Origin of the sequence: Salmonella sp. 3C, from assembly GCF_025426275.1 — a bacterium.
Classification (GTDB): Bacteria; Pseudomonadota; Gammaproteobacteria; order Enterobacterales; family Enterobacteriaceae; genus Salmonella; species Salmonella enterica.
On sequence record NZ_CP104858.1, the window covers coordinates 2,599,434 to 2,622,444 of the forward strand.

Here is a 23,011-nt window from a genome sequence, read left to right on the forward strand (position 1 = left end):
ACGTATGTCCGAAGATATCTTTGATGCCATCATCGTGGGTGCAGGTCTGGCCGGTTCGGTTGCGGCGCTGGTGCTTGCTCGCGAAGGTGCACAGGTGCTGGTTATCGAGCGTGGCAATTCTGCTGGCGCGAAGAATGTCACCGGTGGGCGCTTGTATGCACATAGCCTGGAACGCATCATTCCCGGCTTTGCGGATCAGGCCCCCATTGAACGCATGATCACCCACGAAAAACTCGCCTTTATGACCGACAAAGGGGCGATGACGATGGATTATTGCAACGGCGAGGACGCCGCATCGTCGCAGGTTTCTTATTCCGTTTTGCGCAGTAAATTTGACGCCTGGCTGATGGAGCAGGCCGAAGAGGCGGGGGCGCAACTGATCACCGGTATTCGCGTGGATAACGTTGTTCAGCGTGATGGCAGAGTCGTGGGCGTGGAAGCCGATGGCGATATTCTGGAAGCCAAAGTCGTAATCCTCGCTGACGGGGTGAATTCTCTGCTGGCTGAAAAGCTGGGCATGGCAAAGCGTGTTGAGGCATCGCATGTTGCTGTCGGCGTGAAGGAACTGATCGAATTGCCGAAGTCGGTCATTGAAGATCGTTTCCAGTTACAGGGCAACGAAGGTGCCGCCTGTCTGTTTGCCGGGGCGCCAACCGATGGTCTGATGGGCGGTGGCTTCCTGTATACGAATGAAACAACCCTTTCCCTGGGGCTGGTCTGCGGTCTTCATCATCTGAAAGACGCGAAAAAATCGGTCCCGCAAATGCTGGAAGATTTCAAACAGCATCCGGCAGTTGCGCCGCTGATCGCCGGTGGCAAGCTGGTGGAATATGCCGCGCACGTTGTACCCGAGGCGGGAATGAATATGCAGCCTGAACTGGTGGGCGATGGCGTGCTGATTGCCGGAGACGCTGCCGGCATGTGTATGAACCTCGGCTTTACCATTCGGGGTATGGATCTCGCCATATCCGCAGGCGAAGCGGCGGCGAAGACGGTGCTTTCGGCGATGAAGAGCGACGATTTTAGCAAGCAGTCGCTGGATGAATACCGTCAGCATCTGGACGAAGGTCCGATGCGCGATATGCGTATGTATCAGAAACTGCCAGCTTTTCTTGATAATCCCCGCATGTTTACCGCTTATCCCGAAATGGCGGTCAGTATCGCGCACGACCTGTTCACCGTGGATGGCTCCGCTCCGGTGCCGATGCGTAAAAAAATCCTGCGCCATGCGAAGAAAGTGGGCTTCATCAACCTGATGAAAGATGGCCTGAAAGGAGTGACCGTATTATGACATCTCCCGTTAATGTGGACGTCAAACTGGGCGTCAATAAGTTCAATGTGGATGAAGACAGCCCGCACATCATTCTCAAAACCGATCCTGATAAACAGGCGCTGGAGGTGCTGATTAAGGCCTGCCCGGCGGGACTGTATAAAAAGCAGGACGACGGCAGCGTTCGTTTTGATTACGCCGGGTGCCTGGAGTGCGGAACGTGCCGGATCCTCGGCCTTGATACGGCGCTGGAAAAATGGGAATACCCGCGCGGGACGTTTGGCGTGGAGTTCCGCTACGGCTAATAAGTACGAAGTTGTGCCCCCGTTGGCCGGATAAGATGCGGTAGCGTCGCCATCCGGCAATCATGTGGCGCCAATGCCGGATGGCGGCGGAAACGCCTTATCCGGCCTACAGATGCGCTTTGCCCGTGTTGAAACAGGACATCACCATGCAGCAGCCCAGGAACTTTGATGACCTTAAATTCTCCTCCATTCATCGCAGAATTATGCTGTGGGGAAGCGGCGGCCCGTTCCTTGATGGCTACGTGCTGGTGATCATTGGCGTGGCGCTGGAACAACTGACGCCGCTATTGCACCTTGATGCTGAATGGATTGGCGCGCTCGGCGCGGCTACGCTTGCCGGACTGTTTATCGGCACCTCGTTGTTTGGCTATATTTGCGATAAAGTCGGGCGGCGTAAAATGTTCCTGCTTGATATTATCGCTATCGGCGTTATCTCCGTGGCGACCATGTTTGTTTCCACGCCGCTTGAATTACTGGTGATGCGCGTTTTAATTGGCATTGTTATCGGCGCGGATTACCCTATCGCTACTTCCATGATTACGGAGTTTTCCAACACCCGCCAGCGCGCGTTCTCCATCGGTTTTATCGCCGCGATGTGGTACGTCGGCGCGACCTGCGCCAACCTGGTGGGCTACTGGCTGTATGACATGGAAGGCGGCTGGCGTTGGATGCTTGGCAGCGCCTTTATCCCGTGCTTAATCATTTTGATTGGCCGCTTTGACCTGCCGGAATCGCCACGCTGGCTATTGCGAAAAGGACGGGTAAAAGAGTGCGAACAAATGATGATCAAACTGTTCGGCGAACCGGTCTGCTTTGACGATGAGCCGCCGCAGGAGACCCGCTTCCTGCAGTTGTTTAACCGCCGTCATTTTCCGTTTGTACTGTTCGTTGCGGCTATCTGGACCTGTCAGGTAATCCCGATGTTCGCTATCTATACCTTTGGGCCGCAGATCGTCGGGTTACTCGGCTGGGAGCAGGGGCGCAACGCGGCGCTCGGCAATGTGGTGATTAGCCTCTTTTTTATGCTGGGCTGTATACCGGCGATGTTCTGGCTAAACAGTATTGGCCGTCGCCCTCTGCTTATTGGCAGCTTCGCCATGATGACTATCGCGCTGGCGCTGCTGGGGCTGGTGTCAAATCTGGGCATCATACTGGTCGTGGTGGCGTTTGCGGTATACGCCTTCTTTTCCGGCGGACCGGGCATACTGCAATGGCTTTATCCTAATGAACTCTTCCCGACGGATATTCGCGCTTCGGCCGTGGGGGTTATCATGTCGTTAAGCCGCATCGGAACCATTGTCTCCACCTGGGCATTACCGATTTTTATTACTCGTTACGGTATTAATAACGTCATGCTGATTGGCGCGTTGATTTCGTTAGTCGGGCTTGGCGTATCGGTGATGTTTGCCCCGGAAACTCGCGGCTTGACGCTAACACAGACCGGAAACATGACTTTGCGCGGAACGCCATCGGATAACCCTCATTAAGAGTGTTCTGCATTTCTCCCTGCTTTTCGCCAATAACGCTACAGTTAACAGTCACATGCTAAAACAACTGAAAAGCAGGGAGAACACCATGCAAAAACGTCTTATGACCGCACTGTTTACCGCAGCAACACTATTCACCGTCGCAGGATGCTCTTCTAACCAGGCGGTTGAAACCACGGATGGCAAAACTATTGTCACCGACGGGAAACCCGAGGTCGATAACGATACCGGTATGGTGTCTTACAAAAACGCCGCCACCGGGAAAACCGAACAGATTAACCGCGATCAGCTGAAAAATATGAGCGAGCTGGATAATTAATTAAATTTTTTCTGGTTAGCCGCTCAATAATATTCACTATTAGCCTGGCGAATTTGTCACTACACTTTGTGATAAAAAACAGATCATCACAGGCTAATCATGATCCTCATTATTTATGCGCATCCGTATCCGCATCATTCTCATGCGAATAAGCAGATGCTTGAACAGGCAGGGACGCTGGAAAACGTCGAAATACGTTCGCTTTATCACCTCTATCCCGATTTCAATATTGACGTTGCCGCCGAACAGGAGGCGCTGTCGCGCGCGAGTCTTATCGTCTGGCAGCATCCGATGCAGTGGTATAGCGTCCCTCCTTTACTCAAATTATGGATGGATAAAGTCCTCACCCACGGCTGGGCTTACGGTCATGGCGGTACGGCATTGCACGGTAAACATCTGCTGTGGGCGGTAACGACCGGCGGTGGTGAAAACCATTTTACTATCGGTTCACATCCGGGATTTGACGTCCTTTCTCAGCCGCTACAGGCGACGGCGCTCTATTGCGGCCTCAAATGGCTGCCGCCGTTTTCCATGCACTGCACGTTCATTTGCGATGACGACACCTTACAGGCGCAGGCGCGTCAGTATAAACAGCGTTTACTGGCATGGCAGGAGGTGAATCATGGATAGCCATACTCTACTGCAGGCGCTGATCTATCTTGGTTCGGCGGCGTTGATTGTGCCGATTGCGGTACGTTTGGGCTTAGGATCGGTGCTGGGGTATCTGATTGCGGGTTGCATTATCGGCCCCTGGGGGCTACGGCTGGTAACGGACGCCGAATCTATTCTGCATTTTGCGGAAATCGGCGTCGTGCTGATGTTGTTTGTTATTGGGCTTGAACTGGACCCGCAACGGTTATGGAAGCTGCGCGCCTCGGTATTTGGCGGCGGCGCGTTACAGATGGTGGTCTGCGGCGGACTGATTGGTCTGTTCTGTATGTTTCTTGGCCTGCGTTGGCAGGTGGCGGAACTGATTGGCATGACGCTGGCGCTTTCGTCCACGGCTATCGCCATGCAGGCAATGAATGAGCGTAACCTGACCGTTTCACAAGTAGGGCGTAGCGCATTTGCAGTGCTCTTGTTCCAGGATATCGCGGCGATCCCGCTGGTGGCGATGATTCCGCTGCTGGCCGCCAGCGGCGCATCCACCACGCTTGGCGCGTTTGCGCTATCGGCGTTGAAAGTCGCAGGCGCGTTGGCGCTGGTGGTGTTGCTGGGACGCTACGTTACGCGCCCGGCGCTGCGCTTTGTCGCGCGTTCTGGTTTGCGGGAAGTGTTCAGCGCCGTGGCGCTATTTCTGGTGTTTGGTTTCGGCCTGTTGCTGGAAGAGGTTGGGCTGTCAATGGCGATGGGCGCGTTCCTGGCGGGCGTTCTGCTGGCGAGTTCGGAATATCGTCATGCGCTGGAAAGCGATATTGAACCCTTTAAGGGGCTGCTGCTGGGGCTGTTCTTTATTGGCGTCGGCATGTCGATTGATTTCGGCACGCTGGTGGAGAATCCGCTGCGCATTCTGCTGTTGTTGGCCGGTTTTCTGGCAATCAAAATCGTCATGCTGTGGCTGGTCGCGAGGCCGCTGGGCGTACCGGCAAAACAGCGTCGCTGGTTTGCCGTCTTATTAGGCCAGGGAAGTGAGTTTGCGTTTGTGGTTTTTGGCGCGGCGCAAATGGCGGATGTACTTGAGCCGGAATGGGCAAAAGCGCTGACGCTGGCGGTCGCGCTGTCGATGGCGGCAACGCCGATTTTTCTGGTGCTGCTGACGCGCATGGAGAAGACCGCGACGGGGGAAGCGCGCGAGGCGGATGAAATCGACGAAGAGCAACCGCGGGTTATTGTGGCCGGGTTTGGACGATTTGGGCAGATAGCCGGGCGTTTGCTGCTGTCGAGCGGGGTGAAGATGGTGGTGCTCGATCACGACCCCGATCATATCGAAACGCTGCGTAAATTCGGCATGAAGGTTTTTTATGGCGATGCGACGCGTATGGATTTACTGGAATCTGCCGGAGCGGCGAAGGCGGAGGTATTGATTAACGCCATTGACGATCCGCAAACCAATTTGCAACTGAGTGAACTGGTGAAGTCGCATTTCCCGCATCTGCAGATTATCGCCCGCGCCCGTGATGTCGATCATTACATTCGCCTGCGCCAGGCTGGTGTGGCGATGCCAGAACGTGAAACCTTCGAAGGCGCGCTCAAAAGCGGGCGACAGGCGCTGGAAGCGCTGGGGCTGGGGCGTTATGAAGCCCGCGAGCGCGCGGATCTGTTCCGTCATTTTAATACCCGGATGGTGGAAGAGATGGCGAAAGGGGAAAACGATCCGTTATCTCGCGCCGCCGCCTATAAACGTACCAGCGCGATGTTGAGCGAAATTATTACCGAGGACCGGGAGCATCTGTCGTTGATTCAGCGCCACGGCTGGCAGGGAACGGCTGAGGGCAAACATTCCGGGGAGGCCGCTGATGAACCCGAGGTCAAACCGTCAATCTAAAGTAAAAAATGTGATGTTCTGCAAACTTTACTGCTAATTGGCTGTTTTTGAACTACTGTAATGCTGGCGCTCCACATCAAATGAGTGGCGTCGCCAGCAGAACGAAAAATTTTCGTGCTCATCCTCTTTTCGTCAGTCGACGAAAGATTGCGCTTTACGTATAGTGGCGGCAATTTTTTTTGTATCAGGAAATAATTAATGATCAGTCTGATTGCGGCGTTAGCGGTGGATCGCGTCATCGGTATGGAAAACGCCATGCCGTGGAACCTGCCTGCCGATCTCGCCTGGTTTAAACGTAACACGTTAAATAAACCTGTCGTCATGGGACGTCACACCTGGGAGTCCATCGGACGCCCCTTACCGGGACGTAAAAATATTGTTATCAGCAGCCAGCCAGGCACCGACGATCGCGTGCAGTGGGTGAAGTCTGTCGATGAGGCGATTGCCGCTTGCGGCGATGCGCCGGAAATTATGGTCATTGGCGGCGGGCGCGTGTACGAGCAGTTCCTGCCAAAGGCGCAGAAGCTTTATCTGACGCATATTGATGCGGAAGTCGAAGGCGATACCCATTTTCCGGATTATGAACCGGATGACTGGGAATCGGTATTCAGTGAGTTTCACGATGCCGACGCGCAGAATTCTCACAGCTATTGTTTCGAGATTCTGGAACGTCGTTAACGCTGTAGTGCCGGATGGCGGCGAAACGCCTTATCCGGCCTACTCTTGAGCCAGATGTAGCCGGATGTAGGCCTGATAAGCGTAGCGCCATCAGGCATAAATCTATCAGGCGTTGACCGCTTCGCCTTCGCCCATATCCATCTGGCGGTTTGACGGCTGCACAAAATACTGTTTATCTTCCCAGCGTAAACAGGTCAACTCCCCGCCCCAGCAGCAGCCGGTATCCAGCGCGTAAATACCTTCCGGCGTCCCTTTCCCTTCCAGCGACGCCCAGTGCCCGAACGCAATACTGTAAGCCTCGCTCACCGGCCCCGGAATGGCGAACCACGGCTTCAGCGGCGCAGGGGCATTTTCCGGCGACGCTTTGCTGTACATATCCAGTTGACCGTTAGGAAAGCAGTAACGCATACGGGTAAAGGCATTAGTAATAAAGCGTAGCCGCGCCAGACCGCTTAACTCCGGCGACCAGTTATTCGGCATATCGCCATACATCGCGTCGAGGAAAAACGGATACGAGTCGCTCGACAGCACCGCTTCAACATCGCGGGCGCACTCTTTTGCCGTCTGCAAATCCCACTGCGGGGTAATACCCGCATGCGCCATGACCAGCTTTTTCTCTTCATCTACCTGCAACAGCGGCTGACGGCGTAACCAATTCAACAGCTCATCGGCGTCCGGCGCTTCAAGAAGCGGGGTCAGCCGGTCTTTAGGTTTGTTGCGGCTAATCCCGGCGAATACGGCCAACAGGTGTAAATCGTGATTCCCCAGCACCAAACGCACGCTATTGCCAAGTGATTTGACGTAGCGTAACACGTCCAGCGAACCGGGACCGCGGGCGACCAAATCGCCAGTCAGCCATAGAGTGTCTGTATCTGGCGTAAATTCCACTTGCTGTAATAAGGCGATCAGTTCGTCGTAGCAACCGTGAACGTCGCCGATGAGATAAGTTGCCATTGTTATAATTTTAGTGAATGAGTGTAGGGACGGCGAGTCGAAACACGGGAATGTCGATGGTAAAGGCGTCGCCATTTTCATCGATCATTTCGTAATGACCCTGCATGGTGCCCAGCGGCGTTTCAATTACCGCGCCGCTGGTGTACTGATACTCTTCGCCAGGCGCAATGCGCGGCTGGACGCCAACCACACCTTCGCCCTGGACTTCGGTTTCACGGCCATGACCATTGGTAATCAGCCAGTAGCGGCCCAATAGCTGCACTGGCGCCCGGCCCAGATTGCGGATGGTTACGGTATAGGCAAAAACGTAACGTTCATCGTCAGGTGAGGATTGCGCCTCAATGTAGACGCTTTGCACCTGAATACACACTCTGGGCGAATTGATCATGTTTAACTCTCCTTCAAAGGCGCGTTTTCCGACAGATAGTTGGCCATCTGGCAGTACTGCGCGACAGAGATATTTTCCGCGCGCATTGCCGGGTCAATACCCATTTCCGTCAACGTCTCAACGCTAAAAAGATTGCCGAGACTATTACGGATCGTTTTACGGCGCTGGTTAAAGGCCTCGGTGGTAATACGGCTCAACACGCGAATATCTTTAACCGGGTAAGGCATCGTTGCGTGTGGAACCAGACGCACCACGGCGGAGTCCACTTTGGGCGGCGGCGTGAAGGCGGATGGCGGCACTTCAAGCACCGGGATCACCTGACAGTAATATTGCGCCATCACGCTTAAACGACCATACGCTTTGCTGTTCGGCCCTGCAACCAGACGATTTACCACTTCTTTTTGCAACATAAAGTGCATGTCGGCAATGGCATCAGTATAGCTAAAGAGATGGAACATCAGCGGGGTGGAGATATTATAGGGCAGATTGCCGAACACACGCAGCGGTTGGCCCAACTGCGCAGACAGTTCGCCAAAGTTCATGGTCATGGCGTCCTGCTGATAAATAGTCAGCTTCGGCCCTAAAAACGGATGGGTTTGCAAACGCGCCGCCAGATCGCGGTCAAGTTCAATGACCGTGAGCTTATCCAGTCGTTCGCCGACCGGCTCCGTCAGCGCCGCCAGACCGGGGCCGATTTCAACCATCGCTTGGCCTTTTTGCGGATTAATAGCAGAAACAATACTGTCGATCACAAACCGATCGTTGAGAAAGTTTTGCCCGAAGCGTTTACGGGCTAAATGGCCCTGATGGACTCGATTATTCATTGGGTATTAACAATCATTTTGATGGCGAGATTAAGCGCCGTAATAAAACTGCCGACATCCGCTTTTCCACGGCCCGCCAGTTCAAGCGCGGTGCCGTGGTCAACGGAGGTTCGAATAAAAGGTAGGCCGAGCGTAATATTCACTCCCCGACCGAATCCCTGGTATTTTAGCACGGGCAGGCCCTGATCGTGGTACATTGCCAGCACCGCGTCGGCATTATCGAGATATTTGGGCTGAAACAGCGTATCAGCAGGTAGCGGCCCGTTGAGTTTCATCCCCTGCGCCCGCAGCTCGTCGAGCACCGGAATGATGGTGTCTATCTCTTCCGTGCCCATATGACCGCCTTCGCCCGCGTGCGGATTCAGGCCACAGACAAGAATGCGCGGTTCGGCAATACCAAATTTGGTCCGCAAATCGTGATGCAAAATAGCAATCACTTCGTGCAAAAGCGCAGGGGTGATGGCGTCTGCAATCGCCCGTAGCGGCAGATGCGTGGTCGCCAGCGCCACGCGAAGTTCTTCGGTTGCCAGCATCATCACGACTTTTTTCGCCTGCGAACGCTCTTCGAAAAACTCGGTATGACCGGTAAACGGAATGCCTGCGTCGTTAATAACGCCTTTGTGCACGGGGCCTGTGATCAGCGCGGCAAATTCACCGTTCAGACAGCCATCACACGCTCGCGCCAGCGTCTCTACCACGTAGGGGCCATTTTCTACCGTCAACTGACCGGGGATGGCAGGCGCGCGCAGCGAGACCGGCAATAGGGTCAGCGTTCCCGCGGGCTGCGGCGCAGCGGGGACATCAGGCGAGTAAGGGAGAAGCGAGAGGGGCAGGCCGAGCATGGCGGCCCGCTCCGTCAGGAGCGCGCCGTCCGCACAGACGACCAGTTCAATCGGCCACGCGCGTTGCGCCAGTTGGACGACAAGATCGGGGCCAATCCCGGCGGGTTCGCCGGGAGTGATAACAACGCGTTGCGCACTGCTCATTAGTTACTCAAAATCTTAACGTAAGCGCTGGCGCGCTGTTCTTGCATCCAGGTCGCCGCTTCTTCTGAGAACTTACGGTTCATCAGCATACGATAAGCGCGATCTTTCTGCGCCGCATCGGTTTTGTCTACCTTACGCGTATCCAGCAATTCGATCAGATGCCAGCCGAAAGAGGAGTGTACCGGCGCGCTTATTTGGCCTTTATGCAGCTTCGTCAGCGCGTCGCGGAACGCCGGATCGAAAATATCTGGCGTAGCCCAACCCAAATCACCGCCCTGGTTAGCGGAGCCCGGGTCCTGAGAGTACTCTTTCGCCGCAGCGGCAAATGTGGTTTTACCACTCTTAATGTCAGCCGCGATTTCTTCCAGCTTCAGGCGCGCCTGCTGATCGTTCATGATCGGCGACGGCTTAAGCAGAATATGACGAGCGTGAACTTCGGTCACGGAGATACTCTGGCTCTGACCGCGCAGGTCGTTTACTTTCAGAATGTGGAAACCGACGCCGGAGCGAATCGGGCCGACAATGTCGCCTTTCTTCGCGGTGCTCAGCGCCTGGGCGAAAATCCCCGGCAGCTCCTGGATACGGCCCCAGCCCATCTGACCGCCTTTTAACGCCTGCTGGTCGGCAGAGTAGGTAATCGCCAGTTTGCCGAAATCTGCGCCGTTACGCGCTTCTTCAACAATGCTTTCCGCCTGGCGCTGTGCGTCGTTAACCTGCTCGGAGGTTGGGTTTTCCGGCAGAGCAATCAGGATATGGCTCAGGTTCAGCTCGGTGCTGGCGTCGTTTTGGGTGCCAATCTGTTTTGCCAGCGCGTCAACTTCTTGCGGCAAAACGGTGATACGGCGACGAACCTCGTTGTTGCGCACTTCAGAGATAATCATCTCTTTACGAATCTGGTTACGGTAGGTTGAATAGTTCAGCCCATCGTAAGCCAGACGGCTGCGCATCTGATCCATCGTCATATTGTTTTGTTTGGCGATGTTGGCGATGGCCTGATCCAACTGCTCATCCGTGATCTTCACCCCCATCTTCTGACCCATCTGCAGGATAATTTGATCCATAATCAAACGTTCCAGGATCTGGTGACGCAGCGTGGCGTCGTCCGGAAGCTGCTGACCTGCCTGACCCGCGTTGAGTTTGACTGATTGCATTAAGCCATCAACGTCGCTTTCCAGCACGACGCCATTATTGACGACGGCTGCGACTTTATCGACTACCTGGGGGGCAGCGAAACTGGTATTCGCGATCATGGCGATACCGAGAAGCAGCGTTTTCCAGTTCTTCATACTTTTTCCATTTCAATTAACCGCAATGCGGATTACGTTGTAAATCAATCAGATTACATAGAGCTTTGGTACGGCAGAATGTTCGAACGCAACATTTCTTGCGTGCCGAGGCCGTAGTTAGAGCTCAAACCGCGCAGCTCAATGTTGAAGCCAATCGCGTTATCATAAATCGCGTGTTGTTTATCGTTATCCCAACCGTTCAGCTTACGTTCGTATCCGACGCGGATCGCATAGCAGCAAGAGTTGTACTGCAAGCCGAGCATCTGGTCTGCAGGTTTGCTCGAATTGGTATCGAAGTAGTACGCGCCGACAATCGACCAGCGATCGGCAATCGGCCAACTTGCCACCGCGCCCACCTGGTTGATGCCGTTTTTATACTGCTCTGCCGTGGAATAATACGAAGGCGACGTAGCCTGAATATATTCCGGGCTGGCATAGCGGTAGTTCAACTGTACCAGACGATCCTGATCCCGACGGTATTCGAGGCTGCTGCTGCTGGTAGCGACGCTATCCAGACGGGTATCGTACTGCACTCCGCTACGCAGCCCCCAGCGTTCTGAAATACGCCAGTAAGTGTCGCCTGCCCAAACCAGCGAACCGGTTTTGTCGTCATTCTCCCATTTAATGTTGTCATCGCCGGTGCGAGACTCCGTGAAATAGTAGATTTGACCAACAGAAACGTTAAAACGTTCAACGGCGGCATCATCATAAATGCGTGTTGTGACGCCGGTCGTGACCTGGTTGGCGGAAGCAATACGGTCGAGACCGCCATAAGTGCGGTCGCGGAACAGGCCGTTATAGTCGGATTGCAGCAAAGAAGAATCGTAGTTATAGATGCCGCTCTGGTCGCGGTACGGCACATACAGGTACTGCACGCGTGGTTCCAGCGTCTGGGTATACCCCGGCGCCAGCATCGCCATATCGCGTTCGAAGATGAGCTTACCGTCGACTTTAAACTGCGGCATGACGCGGTTAACCGAATCTTCCAGCTTATTTTTATTGTTTGGATCGCTGTTATAGCTGTCCAGATTCGTTTGCTGATAGTGCGTCGCCATCAGCTTCGCTTCGGTGTTCAGGCTGCCCCAGCGGTTGGAGAGCGGCAAATTGATGGTTGGCTCCAGGTGGACGCGGGTTGCTTCCGGCATATTGTCTTTGGTGTTAACAAAGTGCACCGCCTGGCCGTAAATCCGGGTATCAAACGGGCCGAGATCGTTATGGTAGTAGTTAACGTCTAACTGCGGCTCCGCTGAATAGCTGCTGGTGTTTTGATCGTTAAAGACCTGGAATTGTTTGGTCGACACCGTAGCGTCAAAGTTTTGTACGGCGTAGCCGACGCTGAATTTCTGCGTTGCGTAACCGTCGGTACTGGAACCGTACTTACTGTCGAAATCGTTAAAGTAGCTGGAGTCGCTGACTTTGGTGTAATCGACGTTAAAACGCCACACCTGATCCATCACGCCTGAGTGCTGCCAGTAGAATAACCAGCGGTGCTTATCGCCCTCTTTGGGATGATCGTCCTCGTAGACTTTATCAGAAGGCAGATAATCTAATTCCATCAACCCGGCGCCTGCCTGCGTGAGATAACGGAATTCGTTCTCCCACATAATATTGCCGCGGCGGTGCATATAGTGCGGGGTGATGGTGGCGTCCATATTGGGCGCGATGTTCCAGTAATACGGTAAGTAGAACTCGAAATAGTTCTTGGTCGTGTATTTCGCGTTCGGGATCAGGAAACCTGAGCGACGTTTGTCACCGACGGGTAGCTGTAAATAGGGGCTATAAAAGATCGGAACCGGACCTACTTTAAACCGGGCGTTCCAGATCTCCGCAACCTGTTCTTCACGGTCATGGATGACTTCACTCCCCACCACGCTCCAGGTATCGGAGCCAGGCAGACAGGAGGTAAAGCTGCCGTTTTCCAGAATGGTATAACGGTTTTCGCCGCGCTGCTTCATGAGATCGGCTTTACCGCGCCCCTGACGGCCCACCATCTGGTAATCGCCTTCCCAGACGTTCGTGTCTTTGGTGTTCAGGTTCGCCCAGCCCTTCGGCCCTTTAAGGATGACCTGATTATCATCATAATGCACATTACCCAGCGCATCGACGGTGCGTACAGGTTCCGGCTGACCTTCCGCCTGCTTCTGATGAAGCTGCACTTCATCCGCTTGCAGGCGGCTATTCCCCTGCATAATGTCCACGTTGCCGGTAAAAACGGCATCGTCCGGGTAGTTACCTTTAGCGTTATCGGCATTGATAGTAACCGGCAGATCGTTGGTATCGCCTTTTACCAGAGGACGATCGTAGCTCGGCACGCCCAACATACACTGTGAGGCGAGATCGGCTGCCAGCCCCTGATGACTATAAAGGGCGCTGGCGATCATGGTGGCCAGAAGAGTGGGAATACGTTTTTTCATACGTTGTATTTATTGTTCCATCATCGGTAGCGTTGCGCGTGACAAACGGTCACAGCCTAACTTACTCATCTTCGCTGCGCCAGTGTTAATCCTGCCGTTTAGCGTCTGTGGTGTTAGGCACGGCATTGAATGACAGGTATGATAATGCAAATTATAGGCGATGTCCCACAATTGACCGTAGCCTTCATTCGCAGAAAAGCACCTTATTTTGTGGGAGATAGCCTCACCGATAGCGTAACGTTTTGGGGAGTCTATGCAGTACTGGGGAAAGATAATTGGCGTCGCCGTAGCCCTGATGATGGGCGGCGGCTTTTGGGGCGTGGTCCTGGGTCTGCTGGTGGGCCATATGTTCGACAAAGCCCGCAGCCGAAAAATGGCGTGGTTTGCCAACCAGCGGGAACGGCAGGCGCTGTTTTTTGCCACCACCTTTGAGGTGATGGGCCACTTAACCAAATCAAAAGGACGGGTGACGGAAGCGGATATTCATATCGCCAGTCAGTTGATGGATCGTATGAATTTACACGGCGATTCACGTACTGCCGCGCAGAACGCCTTTCGGGTCGGAAAAGCGGATAATTACCCATTACGTGAAAAGATGCGGCAGTTTCGTAGCGTCTGCTTCGGGCGTTTTGATCTGATCCGGATGTTTCTGGAAATTCAGATCCAGGCGGCGTTTGCCGATGGCTCGCTACACCCTAATGAGCGGGAAGTGCTGTATGTGATTGCGGAAGAGCTAGGTATTTCCCGCGTACAGTTCGATCAGTTTCTGCGCATGATGCAGGGCGGCGCGCAGTTTGGCGGCGGTTATCATCAACAGTCCGGCGGCGGCTGGCAGCAGGCGCAGCGCGGCCCGACGCTGGAAGATGCCTGTAATGTGCTGGGGGTTAAAACCACCGACGATGCAACCACCATTAAACGCGCTTATCGCAAACTGATGAGCGAGCATCATCCGGACAAACTGGTCGCGAAAGGTTTACCGCCGGAAATGATGGAAATGGCGAAGCAAAAAGCGCAGGAAATTCAGAAAGCGTATGAGCTAATCAAAGAACAGAAAGGCTTCAAGTGATTGAATTGCCGGATGCGGCTAGCGCCTTATCCGGCCTACGTTAATGAATGTAGGCCGGGCAAGCGAAGCGCCCCGGCATAAATTGGCTCTGAATTTAAAAATCTGCCGGGACTTTAAACGTCATGTTGGTGCCGTAAGCGGGATGGGTAATGGTCAGCATTTCGGCGTGTAACTGCAAACGCGGCGCCAGTGACAACGCTTCCGGCGAGGCGTAAAACCGATCGCCTAAAATCGGGTGGCCTAACGCCAGCATATGCACACGAAGCTGATGCGAACGTCCGGTGATCGGCTTGAGCACCACGCGGGCGGTATTATCCGCCGCAAACTCCACCACGTTATATTCCGTTTGCGCCGGTTTGCCGGTTTCATAACACACTTTCTGCTTTGGCCGGTTCGGCCAGTCGCAGATGAGCGGTAAGTCAACCAGTCCTTCCGCCGGGGAGGGATGCCCCCATACGCGCGCCACATACTGCTTTTTCGGCTCCCGTTCGCGGAACTGGCGTTTTAGCTCCCGTTCCGCGGCTTTGGTCAGCGCCACTACAATCACGCCGCTGGTGGCCATATCCAGACGATGCACCGACTCTGCCTGCGGGTAGTCGCGCTGGATACGCGTCATAATGCTGTCTTTGTGCGCTTCCAGACGCCCCGGCACGGACAACAGGCCGCTGGGCTTATTGACCACCATAATGTGCTCATCCTGATACAGGATAACCAGCCAGGGTTCCTGCGGCGGATTGTAGTTTTCCATCCCCATGTACGGCTCCGTTATTGGTGCGTGACGACGATAAGACGCAGCGCGTCCAGACGCCAGCCTGCCTGATTCAGGCTTTCCAGTACCTGCTGACGGTTGCTGTCAATAGCGGCAAGTTCGTCGTCGCGAATGTTCGGGTTGACGGCGCGCAGCGCTTCCAGACGCGACAGTTCCCCGGACAGTTTTTCATCCGCCTCGCGACGCGCGTTATCAATCAGCGCTCTGGCGGACTTTTCAATCTGCGTCTCGCCCAGTTGCAAAATGGCGTGGACGTCCTGTTGCACGGCGTTCACCAGTTTGCTGCCGGTGTGGCGATTCACGGCGCTGAGCTGGCGGTTGAAGGTTTCAAACTCGACCTGGGCGGCCAGATTGTTGCCGTTTTTATCTAACAGCATACGTACCGGCGTCGGCGGCAGGAAGCGGTTCAGTTGTAGCTGTTTCGGCGCCTGCGCTTCCACGACGTAAACCAGTTCGACCAGCAGCGTGCCGACTGGCAGCGCTTTATTTTTCAACAGCGAAATGGTGCTGCTGCCGGTATCGCCGGAGAGGATCAGATCCAGTCCGTTACGGATGAGCGGATGTTCCCAGGTAATAAACTGCGCATCTTCGCGAGACAGGGCTACGTCACGTTCAAACGTGATAGTACAGCCGTCTTCCGGCAGGCCGGGGAAATCCGGCACCAACATGTGGTCGGACGGCGTCAGCACGATCAGGTTGTCGCCGCGATCGTCCTGGTTAATGCCGACGATATCGAACAGGTTCATGGCGAACGCGATCAGGTTGGTGTCGTCGTCCTGTTCTTCAATGCTTTGTGCAAGCTGTTGGGCTTTTTCACCACCGTTGGAGTGGATCTCCAGCAGGCGGTCGCGGCCCTGTTCTAACTGGGCTTTTAGCGCTTCATGTTGCTCGCGGCAGGATTTGATCAGATCGTCAAACCCGTCGGTTTCTTCAGGCGCGGCCAGATAGTTAATCAGACTGGCGTAGGCTGAATCATAAATCGCGCGGCCGGTTGGACAGGTGTGCTCAAAGGCGTCCAGCCCTTCGTGATACCAGCGAACCAGCACCGACTGGGCGGTTTTTTCCAGGTACGGGACGTGGATCTGGATATCATGCGCCTGGCCGATGCGATCCAGACGACCAATACGCTGTTCCAGCAGATCCGGGTTAAACGGCAAGTCGAACATCACCAGATTGCTGGCAAACTGGAAGTTACGTCCTTCGGAGCCGATTTCGGAACATAACAGCACCTGCGCGCCGGTATCTTCTTCGGCGAACCAGGCGGCGGCGCGGTCGCGTTCGATAATCGACATGCCCTCATGGAACACGGCGGCGCGGATGCCTTCGCGTTCGCGCAGCACCTGCTCCAGCTGTAACGCGGTGGTCGCTTTGGCGCAGATCACCAGCACTTTTTGCGAACGATGGCTGGTCAGATAGCCCATTAGCCACTCAACGCGTGGGTCGAAGTTCCACCAGGTGCCAGTATCGCCTTCGAACTCCTGATAAATTTGTTCCGGATAGAGCATATCGCGGGCGCGATCTTCCGCGCTTTTACGCGCGCCCATAATGCCGGAGACCTTAATGGCGGTCTGATACTGGGTCGGCAGCGGCAGTTTTACCGTATGCAGTTCACGTTTCGGGAACCCCTTGACGCCGTTACGGGTGTTGCGGAACAGAACGCGGCTGGTGCCGTGGCGATCCATCAGCATCGACACCAGCTCATCACGGGCGGCCTGCGCGTCGTCGCGATCGCTATTAGCGGCCTGCAACAGCGGTTCAATATCCTGTTCGCCGATCAGATCGCCCAGCCTGTTCAGTTCGTCGTTGCTGAGTTTATTGCCCGCCAGCAGCATGGCCACCGCATCGGCGACAGGACGGTAGTTTTTCTGTTCTTCGACAAACTGTTCGAAATCGTGGAAACGGTTCGGATCGAGCAGGCGCAGACGGGCGAAATGGCTTTCCATCCCCAGCTGTTCTGGCGTGGCGGTCAGCAGCAGCACGCCCGGCACGCGTTCAGCTAACTGTTCGATGGCCATATATTCACGACTCGGCGCATCGGTACTCCACACCAGATGATGCGCTTCGTCGACCACCAGCAGATCCCACTCGGCGTCGCACAAATGTTCCAGACGCTGCTTATTACGGCGGGCGAAATCCAGCGAGCAGATCACCAGTTGTTCGGTTTCAAACGGGTTATACGCGTCGTGCTGCGCTTCGGTATAGCGTTCGTCATCGAACAGCGCGAAGCGCAGGTTGAAACGGCGCAGCATTTCTACCAGCCACTGGTGTTGCAGGGTTTCCGGAACAATGATCAATACGCGTTCCGCCGCGCCGGATAATAACTGTTGATGCAGAATCATCCCGGCTTCAATGGTTTTACCTAAGCCCACTTCATCCGCCAGCAGTACGCGTGGCGCGTGGCGACGACCCACATCATGAGCGATATTAAGCTGATGCGGGATCAGGTTGGTCCGCTGACCGCGCAGGCCGCTGTACGGCATCCGGTACTGCTCGCTCTGAAATTTACGGGCGCGATAGCGCAGCGCGAACCGATCCATTCGATCAATTTGACCGGCGAACAGACGATCCTGGGGCTTACTGAAAACCAACTTGCTGTCGAGCAGAACCTCGCGCAACGTCACATTGGTCTCTTCGGTATCCAGGCGGGTGCCGACATAAACAAGCAGGCCATTTTCTTCTTTTACTTCATCGATATGTAGCTGCCAGCCTTCATGGCTTGTAATCGTATCGCCAGGGTTGAACATGACGCGGGTCACGGGAGAATCACTGCGCGCATACAGGCGGTTTTCCCCCGTGGACGGGAAAAGTAAGGTGACGGTTCGCGCATCCATCGCAACAACGGTTCCAAGTCCCAGCTCGCTTTCTGTATCGCTGATCCAGCGTTGACCAAGTGTAAAAGGCATATGTGTTCGGCTCTATATCTTTAATTGCAGGCATTACTCGCCATTCCCAGGCGACAGCACTGGATAATTGCGAGTATACGACCCCGCTACCAGGCTAATGTGGTAGTGGCGTTAATTAGGTCCAGGAATGGAAAGGGCGCTATGGTACTGGAAGGCGGCGCTTTCGTCACGCGTCAAAATAGCCCCAGTTGCCCGGTCAGTAGTGTAGCAAAATTATCTTCAACGAAGGGAAGAATTCCTTCCGCCACGGGTTGTAGCTGGCGGGTAAGATAGTGTTCGTAATCCAGCGGCGACTGCTGGTAATCCACGGGCTCGGGGCCGTTAACAGTCCAGACATATTTTATGGCGCCGCGATTCTGATACTGCGTCGGACGACCCTGCTTCAGGTTTTGTTCATCCGCCAGCCGGGCGGCGCGAACGTGCGGCGGAACGTTACGTTGGTACTCATGTAAAGGGCGACGCAGACGCTTACGATAAACCAGCTGCGCGTCCAGTTCGCCCGCCATCAGTTTATCGATAGTCTCGCGCACATAGTCTTGATAAGGTTCATTGCGAAAAACGCGCAGATACAGCTCCTGTTGAAAGCGCTGCGCCAGCGGCGTCCAGTCGGTCCGCACCGTTTCCAGACCTTTAAATACCATGCGCTGGCTGTCGCCTTCCTGAATCAGGCCCGCGTAGCGTTTTTTACTGCCAGTATCCGCGCCGCGGATGGTCGGCATCAGAAAACGGCAAAAGTGGGTTTCAAACTCCAGCTCCAGCGCGCTGGTCAAATTTTGCTGTTGTAACGTCTGCGCCCACCATTCGTTCACGTGACGCACCAGCCTGTGCCCGATTTCCGCCGCATCGGCTTCTGAATGCGCGCGCCGGAGCCAGACGAAAGTGGAATCGGTATCGCCATAAATCACGTCATAACCCTGCGCCTCAATCAGCGCTTTGGTCTGGCGCATAATCGCATGACCGCGCATGGTGATTGACGACGCCAGACGGGGATCGAAAAAGCGACAGGCCGTGGTGCCGAGTACGCCATAAAAGGCGTTCATAATGATTTTAAGCGCCTGCGAGAGCGGTTTATTGCCCTGACGTTTGGCTTCATCGCGCCCGTGCCAGATTTGGCTAACAATTTCCGGCAGGCAGTGCTTTTCTCGTGAAAACCAGGCGTCAAGGAAACCTTCGGTACTGTGTTCCGGATCCGGCTGCGCCATGCCTTCGACCAGCCCGACGGGATCAATCAAAAACGTGCGGATAATCGACGGGTACAGGCTTTTATAATCCAGCACCAGTACTGAATCGTATAATCCGGGTTGTGAATCCATTACGTAGCCGCCGGGACTTGCCAGCGGCGGCACTTCGCCGAGATTGGGCGCGACATAGCCGGCGCGGTGCATTCGCGGAAAGTAAAGATGCCCGAATGCGGCGACCGAACCGCCGTGGCGATCGACCGGCAGGCCGTTGATCGTCGCGCGTTCCAGCAAAAACGGCATGATCTCGGTTTTATGGAAAATGCGCGTGACCAGCTCGCAGTCTTTCAGGTTGTAGGTGGCGAGGGCGGGTTTATCCTGGGCAAAGCGGCGATCGATCTCATCCATACGATCCCAGGGATTATCAATGGATTTTCCTTCGCCGAGCAGTTCCTGCGAGACGGCTTCCAGCGAAAAAGACGAAAAATTCCAGAACGCGGATTTAAGCGCGTCGATACCATCGATAATGACTCGCCCTCTGGCCTGGGCGAAAAAAACGCCGTTTTTGAAGCCATGTTCGCGCCACTCCAGTTCGCTATTGTCTCGCCCCAGCCGTAAAGGGATACGGTAGCGTTCGGCATGTTTTTGCAGCATACGCAGGTCGAACTGCACCACGTTCCAGCCGATGATGACGTCAGGATCATGTTCGGCAAACCAGGCGTTGAGTTTTTCCAGCAGCTGCGGGCGGCTGGCGACATACACAAGCTCGAAGTCCAGTTGGCGGTCATCGCCATTCGCCGGGCCCAGCATATAAACGGTACGCTGGCCGCAGCCTTCCAGACCAATGCAATACAGTTCGCCGTGTCGCGTGGTTTCGATATCCAGCGAGACCCATTTTAGCGGCGGTCGATAGTCGGGGTGGGGTTTAAGACGCGCATTGCGGATAACGCCGTTGCGCATCTCGCCGTCTACCCAAACGGGCGACGTAATAAAACGTTCCATCAGGTAACGTTCCGGCGGGCGGACATCCGCTTCATAAACGGTGACGCCGTTTTCGCGCAGCAGTTTCTCCATCCGCATAAGCTGGCGGTGAGTACGGCAATACAGACCGGAGACCGGCTGACGATGAAAGTCTCGCAGCTGGAGCGGCGTCAGGCGATAGTCTTTTTCCGCCTGTAGCAGCGAGGCGGCGCGGGAGGTCTGGCTGGTCGGAATAAACGCCACGGACTCTTGCGGCGCCAGCGTCGCCTGCACAGGGCCGTTGTCTGTCGCCAGCCAGAAAGAGACCTCCGTTCCTTGCGGCGTATCCCGCCAGTGCCGGGTTAAAATGAAACCTGCCTGCGCCACGATGATTACCTGTCTAAAAAATTCACGCTAATTATAACCTGTTTTAGGGGGTAATACTGTTATTTTGTACAGGCATATAACGTAAAAGCCGATATCCGCTGTAATAAAAAGTTTCTCGCAGTAAGAAGCGGGTTTGCGCCCACCAGGATTTATAGCGGGTGGATCGCGTGGGTGATGAGCGGCTATCGATACCATTATCCTGAGCGATAGTTTTCAGACGCAGCATATGCAGCGGATCGCTGACCAGTAACGCTGTGCGCCATTGTTGTTGTCGCAGTATCTGTTTTGCGTAACGAATATTTTCGCGCGTCACGGTAGAGCGCTCTTCAATAAAAATCGCCTTAGCCGGAATGCCTTTTTCCAGAACGTATTGACGGGCTATCGCCGCGTCGGAAACCGTTGCGCCAGCGCCGTAGCCGCCGGTTAATACCAACGCGCGGACAATGTGTTGTTGGTAAAGCCAGATGGCATGATCCAGTCTGGCCTGAAAAACGGGAGAAGGCGTTTTTCCGCTAACGCCTGCTCCTGCGACAATCGCGCAGTCAGCTACGCGCGTCTGGTTTTGCTGACTGAACTGATAAATAGCGATGGCATTATGGATAAACACCGTAGCCATAATGAGAATTATGCCTGCCGCGATTCTGATGATGTAGCGATATTTCATGAATGAGTTCGTTCCCCGTGACGGGTGTAATGGATATTTTAACGATAAAATGGCTTTTAGCGTCAGATATTTTTGCTGACGTATATTTATCAATATAATGATGCCGGTATATACAGCAGATATAATTATCCTATAACTGCTAATTTTGAATCATGTTTATTTACAGTTTTTACCCATGTATTAGCCGTTTTGTGTCAAGTCTGTTTTCATACATTAAGTATTTTTCAGAAAGGCGCTTGTTCGAATCTGTTACTTATTTCTCGGATTAACAAAAAAGCGATATTTTTTGTTTGTTTTACTTAATGAAAAGTGTAACAATTTCATTTGGAACATCCGCACCGTCAGGTAGAAATATAATATTCCAATTGGCCGCTATGGTTAAATAAAAATGGATTACAGTGCGAATTCGTCGGGAACTCTCTGCATAATTTAATTTTTATTTTAGAATATAATTTTATTTTGACTTTCGGGTGCGGGTGTTTTTATCAAAATTTGTGGTATTCGGGAATGATCTTTTATGAATGTGAGTATGCAGGCGCGTCTGGTAGGGAGAGACCGTTATCTTTTCGTCAATACTCAACGCGCTAACCCTTCCATAAAAACCGTGAGTCGATTTTTTGAGTATAAAACATGGACAGAACAGATTTGGCGCACCGAGATTATTGAAAACGGCAATGCTTTTTTTCACTGGCAAGGACACGACAGAAAAAACGGACATCGGGATACCATTATTAACTATCTGTTAAATGGACAACGCTGGTAGTCAACAATCGAAGATTATATTTTCTTCCATGCGCTGGAAGGAAAAGCGTGGCAGGGACATTATGATAATATTATTGAATATGTGAGTTCTGATCATTACGTCTATCAAAGCGCATTTGCTGAATATATCACCGACCAGATTCATCAACGCGCCCCCCATGGGACGCGTTTTTAGAGGCATTACTGCCCGTAATAGGCTTTTGCGCCGTGTTTGCGTAGATAGTGTTTATCCAGCAGGGATTGCTGCATGTCGGGCAACTGCGGCGCAAGCTGGCGGCAGAAGATCCCCATATAGGCCACTTCTTCCAGCACGATGGCGTTATGCACGGCATCCTCGGCATTTTTACCCCAGGCAAACGGGCCGTGCGAATGGACAAGCACGCCGGGCATTTGAGCGGCGTCAATACCTTGTTTTTCAAAGGTTTCAACAATGACATTGCCCGTTTCCCATTCATACTCGCCATTAATTTCCGCCTCGGTCATTTTGCGAGTGCAGGGAATCGTACCGTAGAAATAGTCGGCATGGGTGGTTCCCGTCGCCGGAATCGGCCGACCCGCCTGCGCCCAGATAGTCGCGTGGCGCGAATGGGTGTGTACGATGCCGCCGATAGTCGGAAATGCCTGGTACAACAGACGGTGGGTTGGCGTATCGGACGACGGTTTCTTATGACCTTCAACGACTTCACCGGTCTCCAGGCTGACCACCACCATATCGTCAGCGGTCATGACGCTATAATCGACTCCGGACGGCTTAATCACCAGTACGCCGCGTTCGCGATTGACGGCGCTGACGTTACCCCAGGTAAGGGTGACCAGGTTGTGTTTTGGCAGCGCCAGATTGGCTTCCAGTACCTGGCGTTTGAGATCTTCTAACATTGTTTTCTCCCTGCCGGATGGCGCTTCGCTTATCCGGCCTACGAGCGACG

Annotated in this window: 19 protein-coding genes and 1 pseudogene; 9 read left to right on the forward strand and 11 right to left on the reverse strand. The window is 54.1% G+C overall.

The genetic code is table 11. The annotated features are described in order from the left end of the window. The first annotated feature begins 4 nt into the window (after window positions 1–4). The 7 genes from N7E69_RS12310 to folA all read left to right on the forward strand — a co-directional run bounded on the left by N7E69_RS12310 (window position 5) and on the right by folA (window position 6,544). A complete protein-coding gene (locus N7E69_RS12310; RefSeq protein WP_001287768.1) occupies window positions 5–1,291 on the forward strand; it encodes an FAD-dependent oxidoreductase in 1,287 nt (428 codons plus the stop codon). Continuing rightward, entirely contained in the window at window positions 1,288–1,575 is a 288-nt protein-coding gene (gene fixX, locus N7E69_RS12315) for a ferredoxin-like protein FixX (RefSeq protein ID WP_000203736.1), read from the forward strand. The genes N7E69_RS12310 and fixX overlap by 4 nt, the downstream gene beginning before the upstream one ends. A 146-nt stretch (window positions 1,576–1,721) precedes the next feature. After that, entirely contained in the window at window positions 1,722–3,062 is a 1,341-nt protein-coding gene (locus tag N7E69_RS12320; RefSeq protein WP_001674927.1) for an MFS transporter, read from the forward strand. An 88-nt stretch (window positions 3,063–3,150) separates the two neighbouring features. Then, on the forward strand, window positions 3,151–3,381 hold the full coding sequence (locus tag N7E69_RS12325; RefSeq protein ID WP_001172089.1) for a YgdI/YgdR family lipoprotein: 231 nt from the start codon (window positions 3,151–3,153) through the stop codon (window positions 3,379–3,381). A gap of 99 nt (window positions 3,382–3,480) precedes the next feature. After that, window positions 3,481–4,011, forward strand: a complete 531-nt coding sequence (gene kefF / locus N7E69_RS12330; protein WP_000600698.1) for a glutathione-regulated potassium-efflux system oxidoreductase KefF — start codon at window positions 3,481–3,483, stop codon at window positions 4,009–4,011. Then, window positions 4,004–5,866, forward strand: a complete 1,863-nt coding sequence (gene kefC / locus N7E69_RS12335) for a glutathione-regulated potassium-efflux system protein KefC (protein WP_000377163.1) — start codon at window positions 4,004–4,006, stop codon at window positions 5,864–5,866. The genes kefF and kefC overlap by 8 nt, the downstream gene beginning before the upstream one ends. 198 nt (window positions 5,867–6,064) lie before the next feature. Then, window positions 6,065–6,544 (forward strand): type 3 dihydrofolate reductase, encoded by a 480-nt coding sequence (gene folA / locus N7E69_RS12340; protein ID WP_000624379.1) that lies wholly within the window; start codon window positions 6,065–6,067, stop codon window positions 6,542–6,544. A 105-nt stretch (window positions 6,545–6,649) separates the two neighbouring features. Here the strand turns inward: folA and apaH are convergent, their stop codons facing one another. From apaH to lptD, 6 genes are read right to left on the reverse strand one after another with little or no spacing between them, the layout of a single operon-like run. Then, on the reverse strand, window positions 6,650–7,498 hold the full coding sequence (apaH, locus tag N7E69_RS12345; protein WP_000257211.1) for a bis(5'-nucleosyl)-tetraphosphatase (symmetrical) ApaH: 849 nt from the start codon (window positions 7,496–7,498) through the stop codon (window positions 6,650–6,652). Between the two features lie 10 nt (window positions 7,499–7,508). Then, window positions 7,509–7,886 carry a Co2+/Mg2+ efflux protein ApaG gene (apaG, locus tag N7E69_RS12350; protein WP_000610894.1) on the reverse strand — a complete coding sequence of 126 codons (378 nt, stop codon included), beginning with the start codon at window positions 7,884–7,886 and terminating at the stop codon, window positions 7,509–7,511. A gap of 2 nt (window positions 7,887–7,888) precedes the next feature. Further along, window positions 7,889–8,710 carry a 16S rRNA (adenine(1518)-N(6)/adenine(1519)-N(6))-dimethyltransferase RsmA gene (gene rsmA / locus N7E69_RS12355; protein ID WP_001065397.1) on the reverse strand — a complete coding sequence of 274 codons (822 nt, stop codon included), beginning with the start codon at window positions 8,708–8,710 and terminating at the stop codon, window positions 7,889–7,891. Then, window positions 8,707–9,696 carry a 4-hydroxythreonine-4-phosphate dehydrogenase PdxA gene (gene pdxA, locus N7E69_RS12360; protein WP_000093001.1) on the reverse strand — a complete coding sequence of 330 codons (990 nt, stop codon included), beginning with the start codon at window positions 9,694–9,696 and terminating at the stop codon, window positions 8,707–8,709. The genes rsmA and pdxA overlap by 4 nt, the downstream gene beginning before the upstream one ends. Then, entirely contained in the window at window positions 9,696–10,982 is a 1,287-nt protein-coding gene (gene surA, locus N7E69_RS12365) for a peptidylprolyl isomerase SurA (protein WP_000800482.1), read from the reverse strand. The genes pdxA and surA overlap by 1 nt, the downstream gene beginning before the upstream one ends. Before the next feature lie 53 nt (window positions 10,983–11,035). Beyond that, on the reverse strand, window positions 11,036–13,396 hold the full coding sequence (lptD, locus tag N7E69_RS12370; RefSeq protein WP_000746117.1) for an LPS assembly protein LptD: 2,361 nt from the start codon (window positions 13,394–13,396) through the stop codon (window positions 11,036–11,038). Window positions 13,397–13,649: 253 nt separating this feature from the next. Between lptD and djlA the strand changes: the two genes are divergently transcribed. After that, a complete protein-coding gene (djlA, locus tag N7E69_RS12375; RefSeq protein ID WP_001200595.1) occupies window positions 13,650–14,462 on the forward strand; it encodes a co-chaperone DjlA in 813 nt (270 codons plus the stop codon). A gap of 94 nt (window positions 14,463–14,556) precedes the next feature. Here djlA and rluA read toward each other — a convergent pair whose 3' ends face one another. The 4 genes from rluA to N7E69_RS12395 form a co-directional block, all read right to left on the reverse strand. Then, complete coding sequence (rluA, locus tag N7E69_RS12380) at window positions 14,557–15,216, reverse strand: bifunctional tRNA pseudouridine(32) synthase/23S rRNA pseudouridine(746) synthase RluA (RefSeq protein WP_000525197.1); 660 nt, start codon at window positions 15,214–15,216, stop codon at window positions 14,557–14,559. 11 nt (window positions 15,217–15,227) lie between these two features. Continuing rightward, window positions 15,228–18,134: an RNA polymerase-associated protein RapA gene (rapA, locus tag N7E69_RS12385; RefSeq protein WP_001116966.1), complete on the reverse strand. Its 2,907-nt coding sequence runs from the start codon at window positions 18,132–18,134 to the stop codon at window positions 15,228–15,230. A 173-nt stretch (window positions 18,135–18,307) separates the two neighbouring features. After that, window positions 18,308–20,659: a DNA polymerase II gene (polB, locus tag N7E69_RS12390; protein WP_000035716.1), complete on the reverse strand. Its 2,352-nt coding sequence runs from the start codon at window positions 20,657–20,659 to the stop codon at window positions 18,308–18,310. A gap of 43 nt (window positions 20,660–20,702) precedes the next feature. Further along, on the reverse strand, window positions 20,703–21,323 hold the full coding sequence (locus N7E69_RS12395; RefSeq protein WP_000877512.1) for a YdcF family protein: 621 nt from the start codon (window positions 21,321–21,323) through the stop codon (window positions 20,703–20,705). Between the two features lie 517 nt (window positions 21,324–21,840). Between N7E69_RS12395 and N7E69_RS12400 the strand changes: the two are divergent. Next, window positions 21,841–22,260, forward strand: a pseudogene (locus N7E69_RS12400) (DUF4751 family protein). 5 nt (window positions 22,261–22,265) lie between these two features. On the opposite strand, the gene araD reads toward N7E69_RS12400, so the two are convergent. Then, window positions 22,266–22,961, reverse strand: coding sequence for an L-ribulose-5-phosphate 4-epimerase (gene araD, locus N7E69_RS12405; protein WP_000888705.1), 696 nt, complete (start codon window positions 22,959–22,961; stop codon window positions 22,266–22,268). Window positions 22,962–23,011 lie beyond the last annotated feature (50 nt).